Genomic DNA, 25,717 nt, shown 5'->3' with positions numbered 1-25,717 from the left:
TGTTAAAGATATAAAAGATGTATAAAGATAAAAAGGAGGTTGATCTGTGATAAGATCAACCTTCTTTTTAAGAGAGACGATTTCCTAAGGGGGACTTAATCGTCCCTTGGTTCTTCGGGATTAATATGGTTCGGGGCCTCCATGGGGCTTCCGATGGAATAATGATGGAGCGAGTCTTCTTCATAATCGGTAATATGAAACACGACGGCATCCACATTGGAAAAGCTGGTAAAGCTTAGGAGCAGTCCATCCAGCATAGCCTGTTCGGCGTCCTGGGATATGGATTCCATAGCTCCTTCATCAAAGGTAATCTCCAGGGTATTGTCCTCCAACTCAAGACTATTCAGTTCAACTGAATCCTTGATAAGGGGTTGTTGCTGTTCATTATAATAATCGGGATGGCCTGCATAGCTTAACAATTGATAAAAGCCCTGGGGATCTTCCAATTCAAAATCTTCGTTGTAATAGTTTTGATTTTCCACAAAGGGCGGATCCTCTTGAAGATACCTTGGAACGAGTAAGAATCTCTCTGTATCGGTTTCGTATCCGAAGTACATAACCGGTCCTTCCGGCAAGGTAACGGGATCCTCCACGGCAAAGCCACCGAAGGCTTCTTCCCGGGTGCGGCGATCGAAGGTGAACTGTACACGATCCGTAAAGCTTGTTGCGTTCACGGAATAGGCATAGGCTCGATAAGCCTGCTGCCCAAGGGTTGCATCTTCATCGAAATCTTCCAAATCCTCACTGAGATTGATGGTGGCCAGACCATTGTCAAAGGCCAGGTTTCGCCAAGGAGGCATGATGCCCTCCTCCGGGACGGTAAGGCCTAACTCTTCCTGGGGACCATCGAAAAGGCCGTCTACCGTGGCGCGAATTTGCATGGATGTGTAGGGAATAATCCGGGTAACCGGTACGGAGTAATCCTCCATACTTGTGGGAAAATAAAGGGTTAGAGCGGTTTCACTCCCGGGGATGTCTGGAATTGCCGGTAAATAGGTGAAGTTTTCCTCAAAGGAGAAAGCAAGCTCCAGATCCTCGGCATCCAAAGGAGCCAGGTCACTCCGGGGTTGAACTTCCAAAACATAGGATTCATAAGGAAGACCTAAGGATCTCCGGTCCAGCTCAATGGAAAACTCAATGGTTTCTTCCGGATCAATGGTCTCACCAAAGGGAATATCAATATTAAAATCATTGAGATTTAATGATTTTAACTGCTGCCCTCCATGAGTAATTGTTAAATCCACCAAATCCTCTTGAAAATTTACCGCTTCTCCTCGGTTTTCTATGGTCATATGAAGAAGAAAAGACTCCTCGGACTGACGTTCTAAATCATGATGAAAATATAAGGTGCCGTTGGCCTCGGGACTCTCAGGATCTTCAGGAGACTCTATCCTGCTAGAAGCCCGCTCCCAGAAAGATTCAGCATCCATGCGGTCAAAATATATGGGAAAGCCTGTCGCCATAAATACTAAAATAATTAAAAGTAAAAGTTTAGCGATTCCTCTAAGCATGCATTTATCCACCACCTTCTTTAAAAGTACTTAAGTACTATTATAGAATATTTTGAAATAATAATAAACCGTATATGTGAATTTACCCATGATTTTATTATAAATATGTTGTAAGATGGAATTATCAAAAGAAAATCAGGAATCATTAAGGAGTCGTGAAAATATGCTTAAGAAAAACGGAATATATACTGTAACCATAGAGGATATCGGTCATAAAGGGGAAGGGGTCGGTAAAGTTAAAGGAATCCCCCTATTTATTCAAGGAGGTCTTCCTGGAGATGAACTGAAGGTGGAGGTTACGAAACTGAAAAAGAACTACGGATTTGCTAAACTGCTGGATATACAAAAGCCTTCCGATCAGCGGGTGATCCCCCGTTGTCCTATTGCCGAGGTTTGCGGCGGGTGTCAAATCATGAGCCTGGATTACTCAGAGCAACTGAATATAAAAACCAGACGGGTTCGGGAAACCTTACAGCGATTAGGGAAAATTGATGCACCGGTGCATGCAGCAATGGGAATGAAAGAACCCTACCACTACCGAAACAAAGCCCAGTTTCCCGTCGGCATGGAAGGAAACACTCCGGTTATGGGATTTTTTAAAACCGGAACCCATGAAATTGTAAACACGGAGCATTGCTATATTCAGCATCCGGTCAATGATGTATTAACCAAAATTGTCAAAGAGTACATTGGAAAATACTCAGTAACGGTATATGATGAAAAAAGCCGGCAAGGTCTCCTGCGGCATATGGTCAGTCGAGTCAGTAATAAAACCGGAGAAGTGATGGTAATCTTTGTCATCAACGGGAAAGAGCTTCCCTATAAAGAGGAGCTCATCCGGGAGTTGAAAAAAGAAGTCAAGAACCTTAAAACCGTGGTGCAAAATATTAATACGAAAAACACAAATGTAATTTTCGGTGAGAAGACGGCAACACTTTACGGGGAAGGATACATTGTAGATCAGCTAATGGATCTATCCTTTTACATTTCTCCCCGGTCCTTCTTTCAAGTAAATCCCACACAAACCCAGGTGCTTTATCAAAAAGCTTTGGATTATGCGGACCTTAAAAGAGAAGAAACTGTATTTGATCTCTACTGCGGAATCGGAAGCATCTCCTTATTCCTTGCCCAACAGGCAAAGAAAGTTTACGGCATTGAAATCGTTCCCGAAGCCATTGAGGATGCGAAGAAAAATGGGGAACTGAACAATCTATCCAACACGGAGTTTTTACTGGGCGCCGCAGAGGATGTGGTACCGAAACTTTACGAAAAAGGCATCACCGCCGATGTAGTGGTGGTGGACCCCCCGAGAAAGGGGTGTGAGGAAACGGTACTGGAGACCATGGTGAAAATGGATCCGAAAAAAATCGTTTACGTCTCCTGTAACCCTTCCACACTGGCAAGGGACTTAGCCTATTTAGAAGAACGGGGTTATCAGACCAAAGAAGTTCAACCGGTGGACCTATTCCCCCACACAAGCCATGTTGAGTGTGTGGCATTGATGTATAAACGTGGTAAAATTGTACCGTAAAGTTATGATTATATTAGGATACAGATGCGAAAAATTTAGTTGGTGATATATAAAGGAGGAAAAACAATGAAGTTTATTTCATGGAATATTGATTCATTAAATGCAGCATTAACAAGTGATTCAGCTCGTGCTTTATTATCTAGAGATGTATTAAACAGGATTATAGAATATAGTCCGGAAGTGATTGCCTTACAGGAAACAAAGTTACCTAACAAGGGTCCTACTAAAAAGCATTTAGAAATTTTGAAGGATAAGTTTGCTGACTATGAAATTGTTTGGAATGTTTCAGTGGAGCCGGCCCGCAAGGGTTATGCAGGTACCATGTTTTTATATAAGAAGGATCTGGAACCATCCGTTACCTATCCGGTACTTGGTGCACCGAGTACCATGGACTCTGAGGGGCGAATCATCACATTAGAGTTTGATGAGTTCTACTTAACACAAGTTTACACACCTAATGCAGGAGATGGTTTGAATCGTTTAGAAGAACGTCAGATTTGGGACAAAAAGTATGCAGAGTACCTAGCAAATCTGGATAAAAAGAAGTATGTTATTGCAACGGGTGATTTTAACGTAGCACATAAAGAAATTGATTTGGCTCATCCTAATAATAATCGTAATTCAGCGGGCTTTACCGATGAGGAACGGCAAGGCTTCACAAATCTTTTGGCAAAAGGATTTACAGATACCTTTCGTCGTATTCATGGTGATGTAACCGGTGTTTATACTTGGTGGGCTCAACGGGCAAAGACAAGTAAAATCAATAATTCAGGATGGAGAATTGACTATTGGCTGGTGAGTGACCGTATTGCCGATCGGGTTATTAAATCTGAAATGATTGATTCAGGTCCAAGACAAGACCACACGCCCATATTATTTGAAATTGATTTGTAGGGATCCTTACTAAGAAAATCTGATTTGCTTATACGAAATTAAAAGTTCAAGTAATGGCCTCCGGCGTGGATACCACGCCGGGGCTTTTCAAAACTGAATTCTCCGTTTGTTTTTTTGCCTTGTAAAATTCATCAATATCATATAAAATATAGTCAGATGAAAGAGAATGATGAAGTTCTCTTTCAATTATATTCATAATGCGGGAATGATTCCCGTAATGTGGGAACAAGTAGAGGGTATTAAATAAAAACTAAACGATGATTGGAGCGATCAATATGTCAAAGTACTTTGCTGAACCTTTCAAAATCAAAATGGTGGAGCCCATTAAGGTCCTAAGCCGGGAAGAGCGTATTGAAAAAATCAAAGAGGCAAACTACAACGTATTTGCCTTGAATTCCGATGATGTCTATATTGACCTGTTAACCGACAGCGGGACCGGTGCCATGAGCGATCAGCAGTGGAGCGGTGTGATGCGGGGGGACGAAGCCTACTCGGGATCCAGAAGTTATAAAGAGCTGATGAAGTCCGCTAAAGATATCTTTGGATATGAATATTTCCAACCGGTACATCAGGGAAGAGCCGCGGAGAAAGTGGTTATGCCCATGTACTTACAAGAGGGGAAAGTTGCAATTTCCAACATGCACTTTGACACCACCCGGGCCCATGTGGAATTAGCCGGAGCCAGGGCTATTGATTGCGTAATAGAGGAAGCGGCGGACACGGAATCCTACCATCCCTTCAAAGGAAATATGGACAATAAGCGACTGGTATCCTTAATTGAAGAGCATGGACGGGAAAAAGTGGGGCTGATTATTATTACGGTGACCAACAACAGTGCCGGCGGTCAACCGGTATCCATGGAAAACATCCGGGAAACCAGTGAAATTGGGAAAAAATATGATATTCCCGTATGCATTGATGCGGCCCGTTACGCGGAAAATGCCTACTTTATCAAGGAAAGAGAAGAAGGATATGAAAATAAATCCATCAAGGATATTGCAAGAGAAATATTCAGTTATGGAGAAGTCTTTACCATGAGTGCGAAAAAAGACGCCATTATCAACATGGGAGGATTAATCGGAGTCAAGGACCGGGAAGACTTATTTGAAACCGTGAAAGCCAGAACCATTCCCCTGGAAGGATTTATTTCCTACGGAGGCCTGGCGGGCCGGGATTTAGAGGCCATGGCCATCGGACTACAAGAAGGAACGGACTATGACTATCTTCAGTACCGGGTGGGACAAATCGAATACCTTGCGGGGAAACTGAAGGAAGCGGGCATTGCCCATCAATCTCCGGCAGGGGGTCATGCCCTGTTTGTGGATGCGAAAAAAATGCTTCCCCATATTCCCTACTATCAGTTCCCGGCCCAAACCTTAGCCCTAGAGCTTTACAAGGAAGCGGGAATCCGTTCCTGCGACATCGGGTCCTATATGATGGGGAACAATCCCGATACCGGAGAGCAGATTGAGTCGGAGTTTGAGTTCACCCGACTGGCGGTACCGAGAAGAGTCTATACCCAGTCTCATCTGGACGTCATTGTGGAAGCCTTAATTGCCATTAAAGAAAAGGCCGACAGCTTAAAGGGATATGAAATTACCTGGGAGCCTCCGATCTTAAGACATTTCACGGCGAAACTCAAGCCCATTGAATAAGTAAGAAGGTAATAAAAGCCGGAGGCGATTCTCCGGCTTTTTTCTAAAGGAGGAAGAATTATGAGTAAGGGAAGCATCCAATCGGTAACAAAGGCGCTGCACGTTCTGGAGCTTTTCACGGAGAAGCCGGCCTGGAGCATCACTGAAATCGGAGAACGACTCCAGTTTCCCAGTAGCACAACCCATCGATTGGTTATTACTTTGGAAGAGGCGGGGTATGTATACCGGGAACAGGAAACGAAGAAGTATTATTTGACCATCAAGCCCTACTTAATCGGAAGCAAAACGGAAACCGTCAGTCAGCTGGAAAAACAGGCCCAGGGGGTAATCCAGTTATTGGCCCAGGAAATCAATGAGAGTGTTAATATTTCCATTGCCCAGGGAATCTATGCGGTAACGGTATTAAAGGCGAATCCCGAACGAAAATTTTCCGCGGTACCGAATATCGGGGATAAGCGGCAACTCCATGCCACCTCTGTGGGAAAATGTTTGCTGGCCTATAACAGTAACGGCTGCTTGGATCAATTGATGAACGCCAAGGAACCCCTAAAAGCCTATAACAATCGTACCCTTACGGACCGGAAAGAGATCCGGGAATCCTTACAAACCGTTCGGGAGAATGGTTTTGCCATTGACCGGGAAGAAGTGGAGGCGGGCCTTACCTGTTTCGGCGCACCGATTTTCGATGAAATGGTGCACTGTATTGCGGCGGTTAGTATTTCCGTGCCTACCTTTCGTATAGAAAAGGAACAGTTTTTTATTGATCGGGTAATGGAGACCGCATCGGAAATATCATCTAAGTTCTAATGCTACCCGAAAAGGAAAGGGATTTCTTTTTCGGTTTTTTTTATTATTTATTGGAAAGAGAAGGCCTTGGGGATATAATCACATATAAAGAAAAGAATTTTTCGGGAAAGACAAAATACATTATGGGAAGGTGAGGATGATGAAGGAGATTCAATGGATCAGCAATAAAAGGGAAAAGAAAAAGGAGGCCTCCTCCGGGGAATTTGGGGTGAAAATGGGTAAGAAAGCGAAACGGTTCCATGAAACCTTTCCCAATTACGGGGTGACACCCCTGCGGGAGCTTTCGGAACTATCCCAATACTTAGGATTAAGTGGGATTTATGTCAAAGACGAGAGTTACCGATTCGGACTGAATGCCTTTAAAGCCCTAGGGGGGACCTATGCCATCGGAAGCTATATTGCAGATCAACTGGGGATGGACATTAAAGACTTATCCTATGACCTATTGAAGAGTAAAAGCATCAAAGAGAAAATCGGCGAGATCACCTTTTTCACCGCCACCGACGGCAATCACGGAAGAGGCATAGCCTGGGCGGCGAAGGAGCTGGGATATCAAAGTGTGGTGTACCTTCCCAAGGGGAGCGCGGCGGAGCGCTTAAACAGTATAAGAGACCTGGGAGCGAAGGCTTATATTACCGATCGGAACTATGATGATTCGGTGCGGCTTGCAAAGGAAGAGGCGGAAAAAAACAACGGGGTGCTTATTCAAGATACCGCTTGGGAGGGTTATGAAAAAATTCCCCGGTGGATTATGGAAGGGTACACCACCCTGGGATATGAAATTACGGAACAGCTGAAGGGCCGGGAGCTTACCCATGTTTTCCTGCAAGCGGGGGTGGGATCCATGGCCGGGGCATTAACCGGTTTTTTTACGGATTACTATCAAGGGGAAAATTCTCCGAAGATCATTATTGTGGAGCCGGATAAGGCGGACTGCGTTTTTAAAACCGCAGGGGCAAGGGACGGCAGTTTACAACAGGTAACGGGGGATTTGGACACGATTATGGCAGGACTTGCCTGTGGTGAGGTCTCCACCCTGGGCTGGGAGATTTTAAAAAATCACGGAAATCATTTTCTGTCGGTGCCCGACACCATTGCGGCGAAGGGAATGCGTATTCTTGGGAATCCCCTGGGAGAGGATCGAAGAATCATCTCCGGGGAAAGTGGTGGGGTAACGCTGGGTCTTGTAGCCCAGGTGATGGCCCGGGAGGAACTATCGGATCTGAAGAAAGAGTTGAAGCTGAACGAAGCATCCAAAATCCTTTGTATTTCCACGGAGGGGGATACGGACCGGGATCATTACCGGAAAATTGTTTGGGATGGGCTTTATTCCAGTGTTTAATCCAATCAAGAGGAGGCCCGTAAAAACGGTCCGGTGAATACCACTGTAATTATCAGAAATTTTGTTAAACAACAGCGGTAATTGGGTATAGGAAAGATATGTGTAATTAAGTCTATATCGAGATCAACGGACGAACAAAATTCATGAAGGAGGTTTATTATGGGAGAGCAAGGGAAATGTCCCGTAACGGGAGCAACAGGGAATGTAAAAGCAGGACGGGGAACGGAAAATAAGTATTGGTGGCCGGATCAGTTAAATCTGAAGATTCTTCATCAGAATCCTGTATCACGGAATCCCCTGGGGGAAGAGTTTGATTACAAAGAGGAATTTAAGAAATTGAACCTGGATGAAGTCAAGAAGGATATATATCAATTGCTGACGGACTCTAAGGAATGGTGGCCGGCGGATTACGGTCATTACGGACCCTTAATGATCCGTATGGCATGGCATAGTGCGGGAACCTACCGGATGCAGGACGGACGGGGTGGAGGAAACACCGGCAACCAACGATTTGCGCCCCTTAATAGCTGGCCGGACAACGTAAACCTGGATAAAGCCAGAAGACTTCTATGGCCGATCAAACAGAAATACGGAAACAAGTTATCCTGGGCGGATTTGATGATTCTTACGGGGAACTGCTCCTTGGAATCCATGGGCTTTAAAACCATCGGATTTGCCGGGGGAAGAGAAGACATCTGGGAGCCGGAAGAGGATACCTACTGGGGCTCGGAAGAGGAATGGCTGGGAGATGAACGGTACTCCGGCGACCGTGACCTGGAAAATCCTTTGGCCGCGGTGCAAATGGGGCTGATCTATGTAAATCCCGAGGGACCTAACGGAAAGCCCAGCGCAGTGGAATCGGGAAAGGATATCCGGGATACCTTTGGCCGTATGGCCATGGACGATTATGAAACCGTAGCCCTGATTGCAGGGGGGCATACCTTCGGAAAGTGCCACGGTGCCGGGGATGCAGACCAATTAGGACCGGAGCCGGAAGCGGCCCCCATTGAAGAACAGGGTCTCGGCTGGAAAAACAGCATGGGCACGGGACACGGAGAGGACACCATCAGCAGCGGAATTGAAGGAGCCTGGACTAAGACCCCGATCGAATGGGACAACACCTATCTGGAGACCCTGTTTAAATATGACTGGGATCTATCCAAAAGTCCTGCCGGTGCCTGGCAGTGGCACCCTGTGGAGCCGGAAGCCCAGACGGAAGTGCCTGATGCCCACAATCCCAATAAACGGTGGGCACCGATGATGACCACAGCGGATATGGCCCTTCGAATGGATCCGATTTATAAGCCTATTGCAAAGCACTTTTTGGAAAATCCCGAAGAACTGGCCGATGCCTTTGCAAAGGCATGGTTTAAACTGACCCACCGGGATATGGGGCCCATCAGCCGTTACATCGGCCCGGAAGTACCGGAGGAAGAGTTTATCTGGCAGGATCCGGTGCCCAAGGTGGATTTTGAGTTGATTGATGAAAAGGACATTGAGGAGCTGAAAGAAACCATTCTGAGCTCCGACTTAACCTTACAAGAGTTAGTCTACACCGCCTGGTCCGCCGCCTCAACTTTTAGAGGCTCCGATTACCGGGGCGGGGCCAACGGCGCCAGAATACGCCTGACTCCCCAGAAGAACTGGGAGGTCAATCAACCGGACCAGCTGCAAAGAGTCCTCCGTGAACTGGAAAAGATCAAGAAGGCCTTTAATGAAAAGCAATCGGGCAATAAGAAGGTCACCTTAGCGGATCTGATTGTCCTTGGAGGAAATGCCGGTGTTGAAAAAGCGGCTAAGGATGCCGGTGTTGACGTAAAGGTCCCCTTCTCACCGGGGAGAACCGATGCCACGGAAGAGCAGACCGATGCCGAATCCTTTGACGTACTGGAACCGAAGGCCGACGGATTCAGAAACTATATGAAGGGTAAATATGCGGTTAAGGCGGAAGAGATGCTGGTTGATAAGGCACAGCTTCTGGGTCTTACCGCACCGGAGATGACCGTCCTTGTGGGAGGAATGCGGACTATGGACGCAAACTTCAATGGGGAAAAGCATGGGGTTTTCACGGAAACCCCCGGCAAGCTGACCAATGACTTCTTTGTAAATCTGTTGGATCTGGAGACCAAGTGGAAACCGAAATCCGAAGATCGGGAGGTTTTTGAAGGACGGGATATGAAATCCGATGCAGTGAAATGGACGGCCACAAGGGTGGACTTAGTCTTCGGCCACAACTCGGAACTTCGGGCAATCGCCGAGGTCTACGGAAGCGAAGACGGCAAGGATAAATTTGTTCACGACTTTGTAAAGGCCTGGAATAAAGTGATGAATGCGGACCGTTTCGATTTGAATTAAAAAATCAACGGGATAGAATTTAAAAGCAAAAGGCCCCCTGTATCTGCAGGGGGCCTTTGTTATGGACTGTCAAAATGTTATAATGATAAGGGCGGACAGAGGATCAATGGAAACGCTAGGATTAATGTTCCCCCTCTTCCTCCTCAACACTTCTTCCTAGGACCTCTTTAACCAGTAAGGGCTGATTAGTAATAATACCGTCGATATCGTATTGAAGAACCTCACGAATAGCCTCTTCCGTATTCACTGTCCAAACCCAGATTCCTTTATCGTCCTGTCGGGCCTGTCGAACGAAACTTTGACTCAACATTCCATGGTGGGCGGTATAATAATCCACATCTAAAGAGGTAAGGTCGCCCAGGGTGTAATACATGATCTGGGCGGTGATGATTTCCGGGTTCATTTCTTGAACATGGCTAAGGAAGGTGTTGCTAAAGGACTGGACATAGGCTTGTTCCTCCATCCCATGATACTCAATAATATCAACTAGTTCCCGGGCAAAGGCCTCATCATCCCCATTGGTTTTTACATCAATCAGTAAATGGGCGTCTCCCGAAGCGGTTTCCATAGCATCATCCAGGGTAGGAAGAAAGGGATCCTGATCCGGAAAGCCTTCGGGAGGAGCGATCTCTAAATTTTGGAGTTCTTCGTAGGTCAGATCGTTCACTTGATAGGGAAGGTTAAAAGTTCGCCTTAAACTGCGGTCATGATGCAGTACAATAACCTGATCCTCAGTCATCATCACATCGAATTCGATGATATCAATATCCGCCTCCATGGAGGCCCGGATACCCTCCAGGGAATTCTCGAACTCCTCTTGAACAATGGCCCGGTGGGAAATGACGGCAACGTCCCGACCGGCATAAATGGTGTTTTGATTGATAAACAGTCCCGTAAAAAAGGTGGCCAGGATACTTAAAAAGAGCATGGCGGGCAGCAGGATTCTTTTCTTTTTCAATAAGCGAAACAGCTTATGTTCAATATTGGCAAGGAAGGAAAGGTTATGGGTTTTCAGCCGGTCCTCCCTTGGAGTCTCCCCCTTTGCCTGTTCATAGAGTTTGGTAATAAAAATAATATTTAAGGGGATCAATAAAAGGGAATAAATATAGGTTAACAAACTGGCTAGGGTGATTAGATAATTTCGTAGAATATAGTTCACCTGAATATCTAATAAACCCGTTATGGAAGAAAGCAAGGTGAAAAACAGTGCTCCCAGGGAAAATAGAATTAAGTTCATAAGAAGAAGCTTAAAAAGCAGATTGAAACTGATTTTCCTTGTCAATCGGAAGCTGTTTTTCATTCCGGTCCATACTTTTTGATCTTCAATCAGCACTTCGTGCAGCGTAAAGATTAATCGAAGAAGAAGGTAAATAAACAGAGCGATCAGTAAGAAATAGAGACTTCGGGTTATAATATTTCCCATGAGGGTATCCATCAGAAGCTGGGGAAACTGGATGATCTCCGATATTTCCGGCATTATCGGGATGTTCACAATAGGGAGGATCAGAAAAAAAAGCAGGGCAAGATAAAGGGCCCCTAAACCCAACATCCGTTTAATGGATACGATGGAAGTTATGAATCCTTCGGAAATGAGAACAGCTTGATTACGGTTGTTCTTATGAGCCAACACAATGTAGGTTCCTACTTGAATAACCGTAAAGATCACCGCTAAGGTGGACAGTATAATAAGGCCGATAATTCCCCGGGGATCCAGGAGAAGGGAAAAAGCGGCGGAATTGATTAAAACCCCGGAACTTACCAGAAGGAGGACTCGGTTTAAAAAATAGCCCAAAAAAGGGATCAGTACATAACTGCTTAGTAGCAAATAAAATAAACTGAAAACCAAATAATTTTTCCAGGATTTTCGAAAATCCCATAAACTGCTAATGATTAACTTAAACATAGGAATCCCTCCGAGTGCATTTTCTGTATTACTTTTGTATACCCTGTAGAATGGAAAGTACACAGGCAAATCAAAGCAGCTTAAATCTGAATGGGGTTTTGTTGGAAAGAATCGGAAGGGTCAATCAGAATAACTTATTAGTATGATATAATAGCATTGAATAATAAGATAATGATATCCAAATAAAAATGGAGGGGTAGGCTGATGAAATTTGCAAAACGTATGGAGGCACTTAAGGCTTCGGAGATTCGGGAAATATTAAAACTCATTGAAAATCCGGAAATCATCTCTTTTGCAGGAGGACTTCCGGCACCGGAATTATTTCCCGTTAAGGAAATGGTCGACGTATCCAAACGGGTATTGGAAGAAGACGGAGAAAAAGCACTGCAGTACAGCAGTACGGAAGGATATCTGCCACTGAGAGAAAAAATCGCAAAAAGAATGGAAGAAGTGGGCGTGAAAACCACGGCGGATAACATTCTGATTACCAGCGGATCACAACAGGGTTTGGACTTTTCGGGGAAAGTCTTTCTGAACGAAGGGGATGTGGTGCTCTGCGAGAGCCCCAGTTACCTTGGGGCGATTAATGCACTAAAATCCTATTCTCCCCAGTTCGTAGAAATCGATACGGATCATGAAGGGATGAACATGGAGGAGTTGGAAAAAGTCTTAAAGGAAAGGGATAATATTAAAATGATCTATGTGATCCCGGACTTCCAGAATCCTTCGGGGCGGACCTGGTCCATCGAGCGGCGGAAAAGGTTAATTGAACTGGCTAACGAGTTCGATCTTCCCGTTATCGAGGACAATCCCTACGGAGAATTGCGATTTGAGGGGGAAAGACCACCCTCGGTTAAGTCTTTTGATACCCAGGGACGGGTAATTTACTTAGGAACCTTTTCTAAAATCTTTTGTCCCGGATTACGGGTGGGTTGGACCTTAGGGGACGGAGAAGCCTTGCAAAAGTATATTTTCGTAAAACAGGGGGCGGATCTTCATACCAATACCCTTACCCAACGGGAAATTAACAAATTTATGGAAGTATACAGCATTGATGAACATATTGAAAAGATTAAGGATGTTTATCGGAAACGGCGAGATGTGATGATGGAGGCCATTAAGGAATACTTCCCCAAAGTCGTAAAATACACCTATCCTGAAGGCGGTTTATTTACCTGGTGTGAGCTTCCCGAAGGAATGGATGCAAAGGAAGTGTTTAAAAAATCCATCGAGGAAAAGGTGGCCTTTGTGCCCGGGGGGTCCTTCTATCCAAATGGAGGTAAGGACAATACCTTCCGACTGAACTACTCCATGATGTCTGAGGATAAAATTCAAGAGGGGATACAACGATTAGGGAAGGTACTGGAACTGGAAATACAAAAAAAGGCATAGTTAGTCCTCTTGGCTGTGATGATAGAGAAATTGTTAGGTAATGCCGACCGGATAAATTAACCGGTCGGTTTTTTGTTAATAATTTAAACGGTACATAGTTGACATAGGATGCAGGGGCTACTATAATGAAATCAACATATGAATACTTGCTCACACATAACAATGAAAAGGAGAGAAGCTCATGAAAGATTCGAAAACCAAAATAGAAAAATGCGACTGCACCATTATTCATGATGACATCGTAAATGAAGTGGGAGAAAATATGCCCGAAGACGAGCGGCTGTATGATTTAGCCGAGCTGTTTAAAGTCTTTGGAGATACCACAAGGATTAAAATATTATATGCTCTCTTTGCCGCAGAGATGTGCGTCTGTGACATCGCAGTACTGTTAAATATGAGCCAATCGGCAATATCCCATCAATTGCGGGTACTAAAGCAGGCCAGGTTGGTAAAATATCGAAAACAGGGAAAGGTGGTATATTATACCCTGGACGATGATCATGTGAAAGAAATTTTTGATCAGGGATTAATTCATATCAACGAAATGAAAGCCTGATCTAGAAAATAAAAGGGCGAAGGAGGAGAAGACATGAAGCATAACACCATCAAAAAAGAATGGGCCCTGGAAGGTCTGGGTTGTGGAAACTGTGCCGAGAAAATGGAAAGCCAAATCAACAAACTGCAGGGAGTACAACAGGCAAGGGTGGATTTTATCGCGAAAAAGCTTACCCTGGAAATCGATGAAAAACAGGAAATCACGGAAATTGTAAAGGAAGCCGCAAGGATAATGGACCGCATCGAACCGGGGGTTCGGGTTCAAAAGTTCGAAAAAGCCAGGGGGAAAGAAAAATCCTTTAAAGATGATAAAGAACAGGAACAGTCAAAAGAGGATCGAATCCGATTGGGTTTTGGAGGGGCACTTTTTGCCGTGGCCATGATCGTAAACCTATCGGAGAACTTCAGTCTGGGACTGTTTGTTCTAAGCTATATCATTGTAGGGGGAGGAATTCTTCTCCGGGCGGCAAAGAACATTGCCCGGGGCCAGGTGTTTGATGAGAATTTCCTAATGAGTATCGCCACCCTGGGAGCCTTTGCCATTGGGGAATACCCCGAAGCCGTAGCGGTAATGCTTTTTTACCGTGTGGGAGAATATTTTCAGAATATTGCCGTGAACCGTTCGAGAAAATCCATTGGGGAATTGATGGATATTCGACCGGATTTTGCCCATCTTAAAACCCCGGAGGGTCTTCGAAGGGTAACTCCCGAGGAAGTGGCAGTGGGGGATAGGATTATGATCAAACCGGGAGAGCGGGTGCCCCTTGACGGGATAGTATTAGAGGGAACCTCCGCGGTGGATACCTCGGCCTTAACCGGAGAATCCCTCCCAAGGGAAGTAAAAGGAGGAAGCACCCTTTTAAGCGGTTTTATTAATAAAAACGGAGTCCTTACCATGGACGTTACCAAAGAGTTTGAAGACTCCACGGTATCGAAGATTTTAGATTTAGTGGAAAATGCCAGCAGTCGAAAGGCGCCTACGGAGAATTTCATAACCAAGTTTGCCCGCTACTATACTCCGGTTGTGGTAATCACAGCTTTACTCCTTGCGGTCATTCCCCCTTTGGTTCTTCCGGGAGCCCTTTTTTCCCAGTGGATTTATCGGGGATTGGTGTTTCTTGTAATATCCTGTCCCTGCGCCTTGGTAATCTCCATTCCCCTGGGCTTTTTCGGAGGGATCGGGGGCGCCTCGAAAAGAGGGATCTTAATTAAAGGCAGCAACTATCTGGAAGCCCTGAATAATGTGGAAACCGTTATTTTTGATAAAACCGGAACCTTAACGGAAGGGGTATTCAAGGTACGGGACATTGTGCCGGAGGATGCTAATAAAAGGGAAGAGTTGCTGAAATATGCGGCCTATGCCGAAGGGTATTCCAACCATCCTATTGGAATCTCCGTGGTGGAGGCCTATAACCGGGAGATCGAGACCCGACATCTTTCCAATTATCAGGAAATCCCCGGGCATGGGATTATGGTGAATTACAGGGATGAAGAAATTCTTGCGGGGAACCGTAAGTTAATGGACCGGGAAAACATCGAGTATAAAGGGGTTAAAACCCTGGGAACTATTATATATATCGCGGTAAACCAAAAATATATGGGATACATCGAAATTGCCGATGAGATAAAAAAAGATGGAAAAGAAGCGGTGGATGCCTTAAAAGCTTTAGGGGTTAAAAATACGGTTATGTTAACGGGAGATAGTAAGGCTGTAGGAGAAGCGATCGGAAGAAAACTGGGGATTGATAAAGTCTATGGGGAACTGCTTCCGGATCAAAAGGTGCAAAAACTTGAAGAAATTGAAGGCGCCAGAACCACCAAAGGGAAAGTGCTATTTGTCGGGGACGGAATCAATGATGCCCCGGTGTTGGCCCGGGCGGATGTGGGGGTTGCCATGGGCGGCCTCGGCTCCGATGCGGCGATAGAAGCTGCGGACCTAGTCATTATGAATGATGAACCCTCAAAGATTGCCAAAGCCATAGGTATTGGAAGAAGAACCAGAAAAATCGTCTGGCAGAATATTATTTTAGCCCTGGGGGTAAAACTGGTGTTTTTAATTCTTGGAGCCATGGGGAAGGCTACATTATGGGAAGCGGTTTTTGCCGATGTGGGCGTCGCCTTGTTAGCTATCCTGAACGCCATGCGGGTAATGCAGGGAAAGGATGATTAGGGAGAAGAATACTTCTGTTTGATATTTATTATTAAGGGTGGTATTCTTAAACTAAGAATCCAGCAAATTGAAAGGGCAAGGAGTGGTAAGATGACAGAATTTGAAGGGGCCGCTTGCGGGCAGATTATGCCCGAGGAAAGTCGAAAACCCCTGGGAGAAATAGAAAAATTAATGATTACCAAATACCGAAAAAAGCTTTGGACCAAGTTTATTAAAGGGGTGAAGGATTATCAGCTGATTCAATCCGGGGATAAAATCGCCGTGGCCATATCCGGGGGAAAGGATAGTCTTGTAATGGCGAAGCTTTTTCAGGAACTACGGAAAAACGGGATTGCTAATTTCGATTTGGAGTTTATTGCCATGGACCCGGGGTATCATCCAAGTATTAAGGAACTGTTGGTGGATAATTGTAAGCATTTAAATATTCCGCTGCATATTTTTGAGTATCAAGTCTTTGAAATTGCCCAGGAAAAAGCCAAGGACTATCCCTGTTATATCTGTGCCAAGATGCGCCGGGGGGCCCTTTATGCCAAGGCGAAGGAACTGGGATGCAATAAAGTGGCTCTGGGACATCATTATAATGATGTAATTGAAACCACGATGTTAAACCTGTTTTATACAGGGAATTTCAAAACCATGTTGCCGAAGCTGAAGGCCCAGAATTTTGACAATATGGAACTGATCCGGCCCATGTATTTAATCGAGGAAAAAGACATCACGGCCTTTACGGAAAACAGCGGGATTTGGCCTCTTAACTGTGCCTGCATGGTGGCATCGAAAAAAATCGGTAGCAAACGGGAAGAGATGAAGACCTTTATCGAGAATATGAAAGAAACCTTTCCCCATGTGGATCGAAAGATTTTTCGGGCAGGACACAATGTGAATATGGACTGCATCATCGGTTGGCAGAAAGACGGAGAAAAGCATTCCTATTTAGAAGAGTACGATAAGATGTAAAGAAGAGAAAAATCATGAAAAGGACAGGGTTTTTTAAAGGAGGGAAGGCTTTGAAGAAAATCAGTAAGGATCAGCATGTATTCATGATGGATAAGGAACATCCGCCGGTATTGAAGGTGAAATCCGGAAGCGTTGTAACCTTCGAAACCTATGATTGTTTTCAAAATCAAATTACCAAGGAAGCACAATCCATGGAAGCCTTGGATTGGGGTCATGTAAATCCGGCAACAGGGCCCTTGTTTATTGAAGAGGCGGAACCGGGGGATGTGTTGGAAATTAATATTCAGCGTATTGCCGTTAACTCCTCCGGGGTGCTGGCCGCCATACCGGATGCCGGACTGTTAGGGGATCAGGTTAAAACATCGAAGTTTAAAATCCTTCCAATTAAAGGGGACAAAGTACTATTTGATGAAAATATTGAACTGCCTTTGGAGCCCATGATCGGAGTGATCGGGGTAGCTCCTGAAGGGGAAGGGGTGCCCTGTGGCACGCCGGGAGCCCATGGAGGAAATATGGATAATAAAAAAATTAAAGAAGGGGCCACGGTCTTCCTGCCGGTACACCAAAAGGGTGCCCTGCTTTCCATGGGAGACCTTCACGGCGCCATGGGTGACGGAGAAATTATGGTAAGTGGAGTAGAAGTCGGTGGAGAGGTAACGGTTCAAGTAAAGGTAATCAAAGACCATTCGATAAACAATCCTATGGTGGAGGATTCAGAGTACTTTTACACCGTTGCTTCCCATAGGGAACTGCTGGCAGCCGTTAAAATCGCCACTGAGGATATGCAAAAGCTGGTAATGAAAGAGCTGGAGCTGTCCTTTAACGAGGCGGGGATGCTACTCAGTGCTGCAGGAAATGCGGAAATCTGTCAAGTGGTGGATCCTTTGGTTACGGCAAGGTTCGGGTTTCCAAAATACCTAATGAAGCATTTAATATTTAAGTAAGAACATAAAACCGACCCCATGGGTCGGTTTTAAAATGGGAAAAAGGGTATAAATACTACATAGAACAGCTTTTTATAAGAGAGGATGGATGGAATTATGAAATTGACTTAGCGATTAAAACAAAGCATGGAAGGGCTGATTCATGCTCTCATGCGCTATCCTTTAACCATTGTATTTTTTATCGTCGCGGCAGCAATCAATGCGTTAAGCATTCAGAGGCTAGGGGTTGATCAACATGAACGTCTGTTGGCAACCTTTGTTATCGCAGCACTGACAACCCTGGTTGCCCAGGGGATCTATGAACGGTTTTTTACCCACAGCATTCGGCGATGGGTATTGGCGGGGGGAGCAGTGCTATTATCCGCCCTGTACTATTTAACCATGTTGGGGGATCCGGATTTCAGCCTGATTATTTTTATTCGAACAGGGGTGCTGGTTCTTGCTTTAACGGTGGGATTTATTTGGATTCCAACGATGAAATCGAAATTTCAGTTTGATCAGAGTTTTTTGATCGTATTTAAATCTTTCTTTAACTCCGTATTTTTTGCCGCAGTGATTATGGTAGGGGTAAGCTTGATCATCGGAGCTGCGGATCAACTGCTTTTCAACCTAAGCTACCGGGCCTATCCCCATGCAGCGAACATTATTTTTGTGATTTTCGCTCCCATGTACTTCTTATCCCTGATCCCGAAATACCACGCAGAGGATAAAGAGGCGGAGGGAAAAGTAAAATGGAGCCGGTTCCTGGAAGTTCTGGTGGCCTATATTATTATTCCCCTGGTTTCCCTATTCACGGTGATATTAGTACTTTATATCCTGCTGAATATACGGGGAGATTTTTGGACGGATAACCTGTTAGAGCCGATGCTGGTTACGTATTCTATTGTTGTGATATTTGTCTACGTTTTAGCGGGAACCTTGGAAAACAAACTGGTGGAGTATTTTAAAAGAATCTTTCCGAAAGTACTCCTTCCCATTGTGTTTTTTCAAACCATGGCTTCATTCCTGAAAATACAGGAAGAAGGCTTAACCCACGGAAGATATTTTGTGATATTGTATGGGGTATTTGCCATTGTTTCCGGGATTCTATTCAGCCTGTATAAAGGAAAGAAGAACGGCGCCGTGGCGATTCTGTTGATGGTGTTTTCCATCCTATCCATTATGCCGCCGGTAGATGCCTTCAGCGTCAGTCGGAGAATTCAAATCAGCCAGTTGGAAGCCGTACTTGGGGAGAATGAAATGCTGGTAGAGGGAGAAATCCGAAGAGCCGAAGAGCTATCGGAAGAGGACCGTAGATTAATTCGAAGTACCACATCTTATATTGATCAAATGAATTATACTGAGGAATTAGACTGGATTCCCGAGGATTTTAATTACTACCGGGACTTTGAAGAAGTGTTTGGAATTACTCCCCAGGAATGGGAAAACGAAAGAGCGATTCCCCGATACAGAAGCTTTCAGAGAGCTCAGGAAGAAGTATTGGACATAGGGGCCTACAACTATATGATTCAGGTGCAGTTCACAAGTACCGGGGAGGACCGGGAACCGAAGGAAATTATTTTGAACGGGGAAACCTATAGGGTCGGCTGGGAAGGGGGAGCCCTTGAAGGCTTTTTCGTAAAGGCCATGGAAAGCAATCTTGAGCTGGTTATCCCTATGGAAGAGATTACGGATCGGCTTTTGGATAGGGAGAACGGCCATCAGCAGCTATCTCAAGAGGAGGCCGCCTTTTATACAGAAACCGGGGACCTGAGCATGGGGGTCGTTGTTAATTATCTGGACATACAAGAAGAAAATGGTCAAAAAAGTTATAACGGAGACGTATATATACTCCTAGGCGGGGAAGAGTAAATAGTAATGGTGTAAAGCGCTCCAAAAAGTTTGCCGAAGTATTTTTCGGCGGACTTTTTTTTCGGGGGAAAACCCCGGGGAATTTAGTTTTAATAACTTCAACGGTAGAATAGGAAGGTCTTCCCTTGATTAAACCGGGGATAATCGGGTATTTAGGAATACAAATGTGAGAATACAAGAAAAAAAACGGCGGAATACTGTTGAGTATATATTTCGCCAACAAAGGAGGAAGAAACTATGTTTTTTAGGCAAATTGAAAGTGCGGGTTTAGCTCACTATTCTTATATGGTGGGAGAGGGAAATGAAGTGGCGGTTATCGATCCGAAGCGGGATATCGGTGTGTATCTAGAAGAAGCCCGCAAAGAAGGGTTAAAGATCAAATATATTTTAGAAACCCATCGAAACGAAGATTATATTATTGGATCCATGGAATTAGCGGAAAGAACCGGAGCGACAATTTATATTTCCGGACATGAGGATTTAGGACATGTTTATGGTGAAAAAATCTTTGACGGGGATAAATTAAAGGTAGGATCCTTAACCATCCAAGGGATCCATACGCCGGGGCATACACTGGGACATATGAGCTATGGGGTTTATGAAGAAAATCGGGAAAATGCTTATATGGTCTTTACCGGTGATTGTCTGTTTATGGGAGATTTGGGACGTACGGATTTTTACGGGGAGGAGAACTTGGAAAAAATGACCGGGCTTTTATACGACAGCGTATTTGAAAAGCTCCTGTCTTTAGGGGACGAAGTGTTGGTTTTCCCCGCCCATGGGGCAGGCTCTTCCTGTGGAGACAGTATGGAGGAACGGCCTTATTCAACCCTGGGCTATGAAAAAGCCTATAATCCCGAGTTGCAGGTAATATCGAAAGATAGCTTTATTAAAGATTTTGGTAGAATGCGAATTAAACCCCGGTATTTTGAGAAAATGGAAAGATATAATGTCAAAGGGGCGGAATTTGTAGGGGAAGAAGTCAGACTGGAGCCTCTGCAAATCGATGAAGCGAAAAAACAGGGGATTACCATTATTGATGCGAGAACGAAAGAAGCCTATTTCGGTGGACACATTCCCGGAACCCTGTTTTTCAGCGTAAGGAATTTCTCAACCTACGCGGGAAATATCATTGATACGGATACCCCCGTGGCCTTTTTGGTAGAGGGGAATGACACGGAAAAACTTCATACCCTTTACTGGTATGCCAGACGAATCGGATTTGAAAACATAAAGGGATACATTGCCGACGGAAATTCTCAGTGGGAGCGTATGATAAAGGATTTAGAGCCCCTTCCCACGATTACCGCAGAAGAGTACCTGGAGTTAAACTCGGAAGAATTTGTGATGCTGGACATTCGAAAGCCCGAGGATATTTCTCCCGAGGATCCTTCGGAAAAGCGAGTTAATATTCCGCTACAAAACTTGTATAAGGACTATGAAAAACTTCCGAAGAATCAACCGATCTACATTATCTGTGGGTCCGGAGACCGCTCCGCAACAGCGGCATCCTTTCTAAGGAGTAAAGGTTATGACGGAAGAGTGGTTTCCGGGGGTCTATTAACCCTCAAGCCCCTTTTGAATAAATAAGTTCTTTCAGAGGAACCTAGAGAAAAAAGAGTCGATGAAAATGGTTTATGGGAGAGGATGACATGACTCAAGAAATTGCAATAACCTATGGGATATTAATCTTGGCGGTTGTTTTATTTGTCACAGAAAAATTACGGACGGATCTCGTGGCCATATTGGTGATGCTTCTGCTTGCATGGTCCGGGGTCATTACCATTGAAGAAGCTTTTTCCGGTTTTTCATCCAATGCGGTGATTGCCATTATGGGGGTTATGATTTTAGGTTATGGCATTGACCGATCGGGTCTGATGAACCTCCTTGCTAAAAAAATCACGGATACCGTAGGGAGCAAGGAGAAAAGGATTATGGTATCGGTTTCCGGGACGGTGGGAATTCTTTCCGCATTTATGCAAAATATCGGAGCCGCAGCTCTTTTTTTACCGGCCCTTCGAAAAATAGGGAAACAGGCGAATATTCCCGCCGGCAGACTTATTATGCCCATGGGTTTTGCGGCGATTCTAGGGGGAACATTAACCATGGTGGCATCAGGACCGCTGATTGTCCTTAATGATCTCTTAGGGGACGGGGGTTATGAAGGTTTTAATTTGTTTAGTGTAACGCCCATAGGGTTGATGCTCCTTGCAACCGGGATTTTACTTTTCTACTTCTTCGGCAATTTTATTCTGCCAAAAGCCAGTGAGGATGAAAAGGAAGAGTCGAAGAAGGATCTGCAAAAACTCTATGATTTACCAAGGGAACTTCGGGAGGTATCGATTCCAAAGGGAAGTCCTATTCTAGGCAAAAACATTGAAGAGATTGATATCTGGGAAAAGTATGATCTGCACATTCTGGGAATATCCCAGGAAGGCAGCAAAACCTACATTCCCTGGAGAAAGACCACCTTAAAAGAGAATCAAAGCCTGGTACTGCTGGGAGAAAAAGAGAAGCTCGAAGCTTTTATTGAACATGAAAAGCTTAGGGAAAAAGAAGCCTTGGAGGAATTCTCCAACCTGACCCAAGAGGACTATGCAGGATTTGCAGAAATCATTGTGCCTCCCCGCTCTGGGGCCATCGGAAAAACCCTGGGAGAGTTTGCTCTTCGGAAGAACTTTAAAGTAGAACCGGTGGCGTACATTCATCATGAAGGAGAAAAAACCAGCTTGCTGAAAAAACCTATGGAAGCCGGTTTACAGATGATTGTTTTTGGCCGGTGGGAAGATTTGCATCAGATGAAGTCCTCCAGCGATTTTGTCGTGATGACCCAGGTTAAGCCTCCGAAGGAAAAAGGAAAGGATCGAAAACCCCATGCCCTGTTTTCCATGGGTCTTGGGATTGTACTGGTGCTTTTCGGTTTCTCCTTATCCTTAAGCTTTTTTACCGGGGCACTGTTGATGGTGATTTTAGGGGTAGTCCCCAAGGAAGAGTTGTACCAAGCCATTGGCTGGCGAACCGTATTTTTACTTGCGGGCCTGATTCCCCTGGGTTTGGCCTTTGAAAAAACCGGTGGCGCGGAACTTGCGGCAACTTGGATGATGAGTATTGTAGGAGGATGGGGAGTTATTCCTGTATTAATCACCCTTGCGTTACTGGCCACTCTGTTTTCCCTGTTTATGTCCAATGTAGCCGCCACGGTGTTATTGGTTCCCTTAGTGTTGATTATTGCGGAGAATTTCGGACTGGATCCCAGAGGCCTGGCCTTATTGGTAGCCGTGGGAACGGATAATTCCTTTGTTCTCCCAACCCATCCGGTGAACGCCTTTACCATGGGCCCCGGAGGCTATAGCAATAAAGACTATATGAAAGCCGGAGGTCTGATGACCCTTGCTTTCTTAGTGGTTCTGGTAACGATGATTTATTTCTTTTATATATAAAAAGAAGCTAAGAGATTCCGGTAGGAGTTGTTACAAGAATTATAGGAGTGAAAGGAGGAAGGATTTTGGGAATTTTTACCGAGACCCTGTGGTCTCCCTATGTGGTGGGAGCACTAATCGGGCTTTTAAATATCATTGCCCTAAGGATTTCCAACAAGCCCTTAGCGGCATCAACCACGTATCTTAAAGTAAGCGGAATGATTAGAAAAGTATTTCAGCGGGAAAAGGTTCAAAGAAATGAATATTACAGTAAGAAGAAAACCGATGTGGACTGGGGAGTGATGTTGGTTGGAGGGATTATAATCGGATCCTTTCTGTCCGCCAACTTATCCGGTGACTTTCAAATTACCTTGGTACCGGAAATGTGGGCCTCCAACTTTTCTGCGAATTTTCTTCCCAGATTTATTACGGCTTTAATCGGAGGGATTATCCTTGGTGTCGGAGCACGCTGGGCGGGCGGTTGTACCAGCGGTCATGGAATCAGCGGCGCCAGTCAGCTTTCTATTGTCAGTTGGGCGGCGGCCATTGCCTTTTTTATCGGAGGGATTCTCACCGCAATGATTAAGTACAGTCTATAAGGAGGGAGGAAGTTTATGGAGAATCACTATGAAAACAAAAGAGTCCAGCTGCTCCTCGGTCTTTTAATCGGTATCGTCTTCGGATTTTTATTGCAAAAAGGAGGCGTAACGAAATATGATGTGATTTTAGGTCAGCTGAGATTAATCGATTTTACGGTACTGAAGATTATGCTTTCCGCTGTGATTGTTACCATGTTGGGGATCAGCTATTGGTATCCTAAGGGGAAAATCCAGCTCCATCCGAAACCCGGTTCCATAAAAAACTCTGTGGTAGGAGGATTTATATTCGGTGTGGGATTTGCTATTCTCGGATATTGTCCCGGTACCATCGCGGGAGCTGTGGGAAATGGATATATAGACGGTCTTATTGGTGGGATGCTGGGTATCATTATAGGATCGGGAATCTTTGCCTCGATGTACAGTACCTTAAAGAAAAGAAAATTCATCGAAAATGATAATTTTAGTGAAGTTTCCTTATTTCATCGGATGAAAGGCAGCCCTTTTAAATACACCCTGCCCTTTGCTTTAGTGCTTGCAGGTTTTATGGCGATCTTAGAGGTGGCAGGTTTGTAAAAAAATAAGAATATTCCTATAACACAAGGGAACAAAATTAAAAAGGAAGAAAAGAGATGATTCATTCTCTTTTCTTCCTTTTTTTAGATAGAATAGTAGAGGCTCTTTATGAAATTTTGGATTGTAGCTATTGTAAAAGGAAGGTTACTCTCTTCGAAGTCTGGATAGAACCACATTAACTTCGCCGCCCACAATGATGATAATGCTACTGATATAAAGCCATAACAGAACCACCACGATAGTACCGAGACTTCCGTAAACTGCGGAGTAATTGGAAAAATTATTGACGTAAAAGGAGAAGCCTAAGGAGGCGATGATCCAAAATATCACGGTGAACAGAGCCCCCCAAAAAACATTTCGGAATTTAAGCTTTTGATTGGGAGCGAACTTATAAAATACCATGAAGAACAACACCATAATAAGCATAGGGATGGGAAAACGCATCCAGTTCCATAATTCGATAAAATAATCGGAAAGGCCGAAAAAGTCAAAAACATAGGTGCCCAGTACTTCGCCGAAGACAATGAAGAAAAAGGCTGAAAGAATTACGATGGGAACCCCGATGGTGGTTAAGAGGGCAACGGCCTTTACTTGGAAAAAGTTCCGGGTCTCCTCAACGTTGTAGGCAGTATTCACCCCTTTGATTAAGGCATTGGCTCCTTTAAGAGAACTCCAAAGAGCGGCAAGGGCACCGAAGGACAGAAGGGCCCCGCTGCTGGCGGTAAAAACCTCTTCAATGGTTCCGAAAATCAGTTCATGGGCATCCTCGGGCAGCAGGCCTTCTAAAGTACTGATAATGATTTCGTACTCTAAGGGTGTATACTGTAAAACGCTTAACAGAAAAATAAAGAAAGGGAACAGGGCCAAAACCAGATAATAAGTGGTTTGAGCCCCTAAATCCGGCACTTTATCATCTTTAATATTGTTCAGCAGGGATTTAAAGAAGGTTTTCGAGTCCTCCTTCAGATCCTGGGAAAGTTCTTCAACCTCTGAGGAAGGAGGCGTATCAACTTCAGAAAAGTTCTCGTGAGATGGCCTTGAAAATGTATCCGGCTTTTTCCGTGGAGTCTTTTGAGCGTCAGAGGCTCTTTCCATAGGACCGCGAAGATGTTCAAGGTTAGCTTTAAAGTCTGAAATTCTAAGAATTAATTGAATAAGAGCCACAATCAGTATAAAAACTCCTATCAAAAAGAAAAACCAAAGAATGGAGTCCGGAGAAATAGAAGCAAGCATAGTATCAGTCCTTTCTGTTCATTTCA

Annotated in this window: 19 protein-coding genes; 16 read left to right on the top strand and 3 right to left on the bottom strand. The window is 44.6% G+C overall.

From position 1 onward, the window contains the following. Nucleotides 1–95: 95 nt before the first annotated feature. Nucleotides 96–1,511 carry a GerMN domain-containing protein gene (locus ISALK_RS02205; protein WP_160718616.1) on the bottom strand — a complete coding sequence of 472 codons (1,416 nt, stop codon included), beginning with the start codon at nt 1,509–1,511 and terminating at the stop codon, nt 96–98. A gap of 163 nt (nt 1,512–1,674) precedes the next feature. Between ISALK_RS02205 and rlmD the strand changes: the two genes are divergently transcribed. The 6 genes from rlmD (at nt 1,675) to katG (ending at nt 10,095) form a co-directional block, all read left to right on the top strand. Continuing rightward, nucleotides 1,675–3,042, top strand: coding sequence for a 23S rRNA (uracil(1939)-C(5))-methyltransferase RlmD (gene rlmD, locus ISALK_RS02200; protein WP_160718615.1), 1,368 nt, complete (start codon nt 1,675–1,677; stop codon nt 3,040–3,042). Between the two features lie 66 nt (nt 3,043–3,108). Further along, a complete protein-coding gene (locus ISALK_RS02195) occupies nt 3,109–3,936 on the top strand; it encodes an exodeoxyribonuclease III (RefSeq protein ID WP_160718614.1) in 828 nt (275 codons plus the stop codon). Nucleotides 3,937–4,211: 275 nt separating this feature from the next. After that, a complete protein-coding gene (locus ISALK_RS02190; protein ID WP_160718613.1) occupies nt 4,212–5,591 on the top strand; it encodes a tryptophanase in 1,380 nt (459 codons plus the stop codon). A gap of 60 nt (nt 5,592–5,651) precedes the next feature. Beyond that, nucleotides 5,652–6,398 (top strand): IclR family transcriptional regulator, encoded by a 747-nt coding sequence (locus ISALK_RS02185; protein WP_160718612.1) that lies wholly within the window; start codon nt 5,652–5,654, stop codon nt 6,396–6,398. Nucleotides 6,399–6,534: 136 nt separating this feature from the next. Further along, nucleotides 6,535–7,740: a diaminopropionate ammonia-lyase gene (gene dpaL / locus ISALK_RS02180; protein WP_160718611.1), complete on the top strand. Its 1,206-nt coding sequence runs from the start codon at nt 6,535–6,537 to the stop codon at nt 7,738–7,740. 159 nt (nt 7,741–7,899) lie between these two features. Next, nucleotides 7,900–10,095: a catalase/peroxidase HPI gene (katG, locus tag ISALK_RS02175; RefSeq protein WP_160718610.1), complete on the top strand. Its 2,196-nt coding sequence runs from the start codon at nt 7,900–7,902 to the stop codon at nt 10,093–10,095. A 121-nt stretch (nt 10,096–10,216) separates the two neighbouring features. On the opposite strand, the gene ISALK_RS02170 is transcribed toward katG, so the two are convergent. After that, a complete protein-coding gene (locus ISALK_RS02170) occupies nt 10,217–11,998 on the bottom strand; it encodes a glycerophosphoryl diester phosphodiesterase membrane domain-containing protein (protein ID WP_160718609.1) in 1,782 nt (593 codons plus the stop codon). Nucleotides 11,999–12,202: 204 nt separating this feature from the next. On the opposite strand from ISALK_RS02170, the gene ISALK_RS02165 reads away from it, so the two are divergent. The 10 genes from ISALK_RS02165 (at nt 12,203) to ISALK_RS02120 (ending at nt 24,458) form a co-directional block, all read left to right on the top strand. Beyond that, nucleotides 12,203–13,390: an aminotransferase-like domain-containing protein gene (locus ISALK_RS02165; protein WP_160718608.1), complete on the top strand. Its 1,188-nt coding sequence runs from the start codon at nt 12,203–12,205 to the stop codon at nt 13,388–13,390. Nucleotides 13,391–13,571: 181 nt separating this feature from the next. Continuing rightward, complete coding sequence (locus ISALK_RS02160) at nt 13,572–13,946, top strand: ArsR/SmtB family transcription factor (protein WP_160718607.1); 375 nt, start codon at nt 13,572–13,574, stop codon at nt 13,944–13,946. Between the two features lie 33 nt (nt 13,947–13,979). Continuing rightward, a complete protein-coding gene (locus ISALK_RS02155) occupies nt 13,980–16,115 on the top strand; it encodes a heavy metal translocating P-type ATPase (RefSeq protein ID WP_160718606.1) in 2,136 nt (711 codons plus the stop codon). Nucleotides 16,116–16,205: 90 nt separating this feature from the next. Further along, a complete protein-coding gene (locus ISALK_RS02150; RefSeq protein ID WP_160718605.1) occupies nt 16,206–17,072 on the top strand; it encodes a tRNA 2-thiocytidine biosynthesis TtcA family protein in 867 nt (288 codons plus the stop codon). Between the two features lie 50 nt (nt 17,073–17,122). Continuing rightward, nucleotides 17,123–18,016 carry an acetamidase/formamidase family protein gene (locus tag ISALK_RS02145; RefSeq protein ID WP_160718604.1) on the top strand — a complete coding sequence of 298 codons (894 nt, stop codon included), beginning with the start codon at nt 17,123–17,125 and terminating at the stop codon, nt 18,014–18,016. 150 nt (nt 18,017–18,166) lie between these two features. Next, on the top strand, nt 18,167–19,867 hold the full coding sequence (locus ISALK_RS02140) for a DUF4153 domain-containing protein (protein WP_160718603.1): 1,701 nt from the start codon (nt 18,167–18,169) through the stop codon (nt 19,865–19,867). Between the two features lie 237 nt (nt 19,868–20,104). Then, nucleotides 20,105–21,457 carry a rhodanese-like domain-containing protein gene (locus tag ISALK_RS02135; protein WP_160718602.1) on the top strand — a complete coding sequence of 451 codons (1,353 nt, stop codon included), beginning with the start codon at nt 20,105–20,107 and terminating at the stop codon, nt 21,455–21,457. A gap of 62 nt (nt 21,458–21,519) precedes the next feature. Then, nucleotides 21,520–23,307 carry an SLC13 family permease gene (locus tag ISALK_RS02130; RefSeq protein WP_160718601.1) on the top strand — a complete coding sequence of 596 codons (1,788 nt, stop codon included), beginning with the start codon at nt 21,520–21,522 and terminating at the stop codon, nt 23,305–23,307. A 65-nt stretch (nt 23,308–23,372) separates the two neighbouring features. Then, nucleotides 23,373–23,885 (top strand): YeeE/YedE thiosulfate transporter family protein, encoded by a 513-nt coding sequence (locus ISALK_RS02125; protein WP_201756822.1) that lies wholly within the window; start codon nt 23,373–23,375, stop codon nt 23,883–23,885. Between the two features lie 15 nt (nt 23,886–23,900). Then, the gene (locus tag ISALK_RS02120; RefSeq protein ID WP_160718600.1) at nt 23,901–24,458 is read left to right on the top strand and encodes a YeeE/YedE thiosulfate transporter family protein; all 558 of its coding nucleotides are present in this window, start codon (nt 23,901–23,903) and stop codon (nt 24,456–24,458) included. Between the two features lie 144 nt (nt 24,459–24,602). On the opposite strand, the gene ISALK_RS02115 is transcribed toward ISALK_RS02120, so the two are convergent. After that, entirely contained in the window at nt 24,603–25,622 is a 1,020-nt protein-coding gene (locus tag ISALK_RS02115; protein ID WP_160718599.1) for a YihY/virulence factor BrkB family protein, read from the bottom strand. Nucleotides 25,623–25,717 lie beyond the last annotated feature (95 nt).

Source organism: Isachenkonia alkalipeptolytica (assembly GCF_009910325.1).
GTDB lineage: Bacteria > Bacillota > Clostridia > Peptostreptococcales > T1SED10-28 > Isachenkonia > Isachenkonia alkalipeptolytica.
The sequence above is the reverse complement of the archived record's forward strand: the minus strand, read 5'-3'. Positions and strand labels throughout refer to the sequence as shown.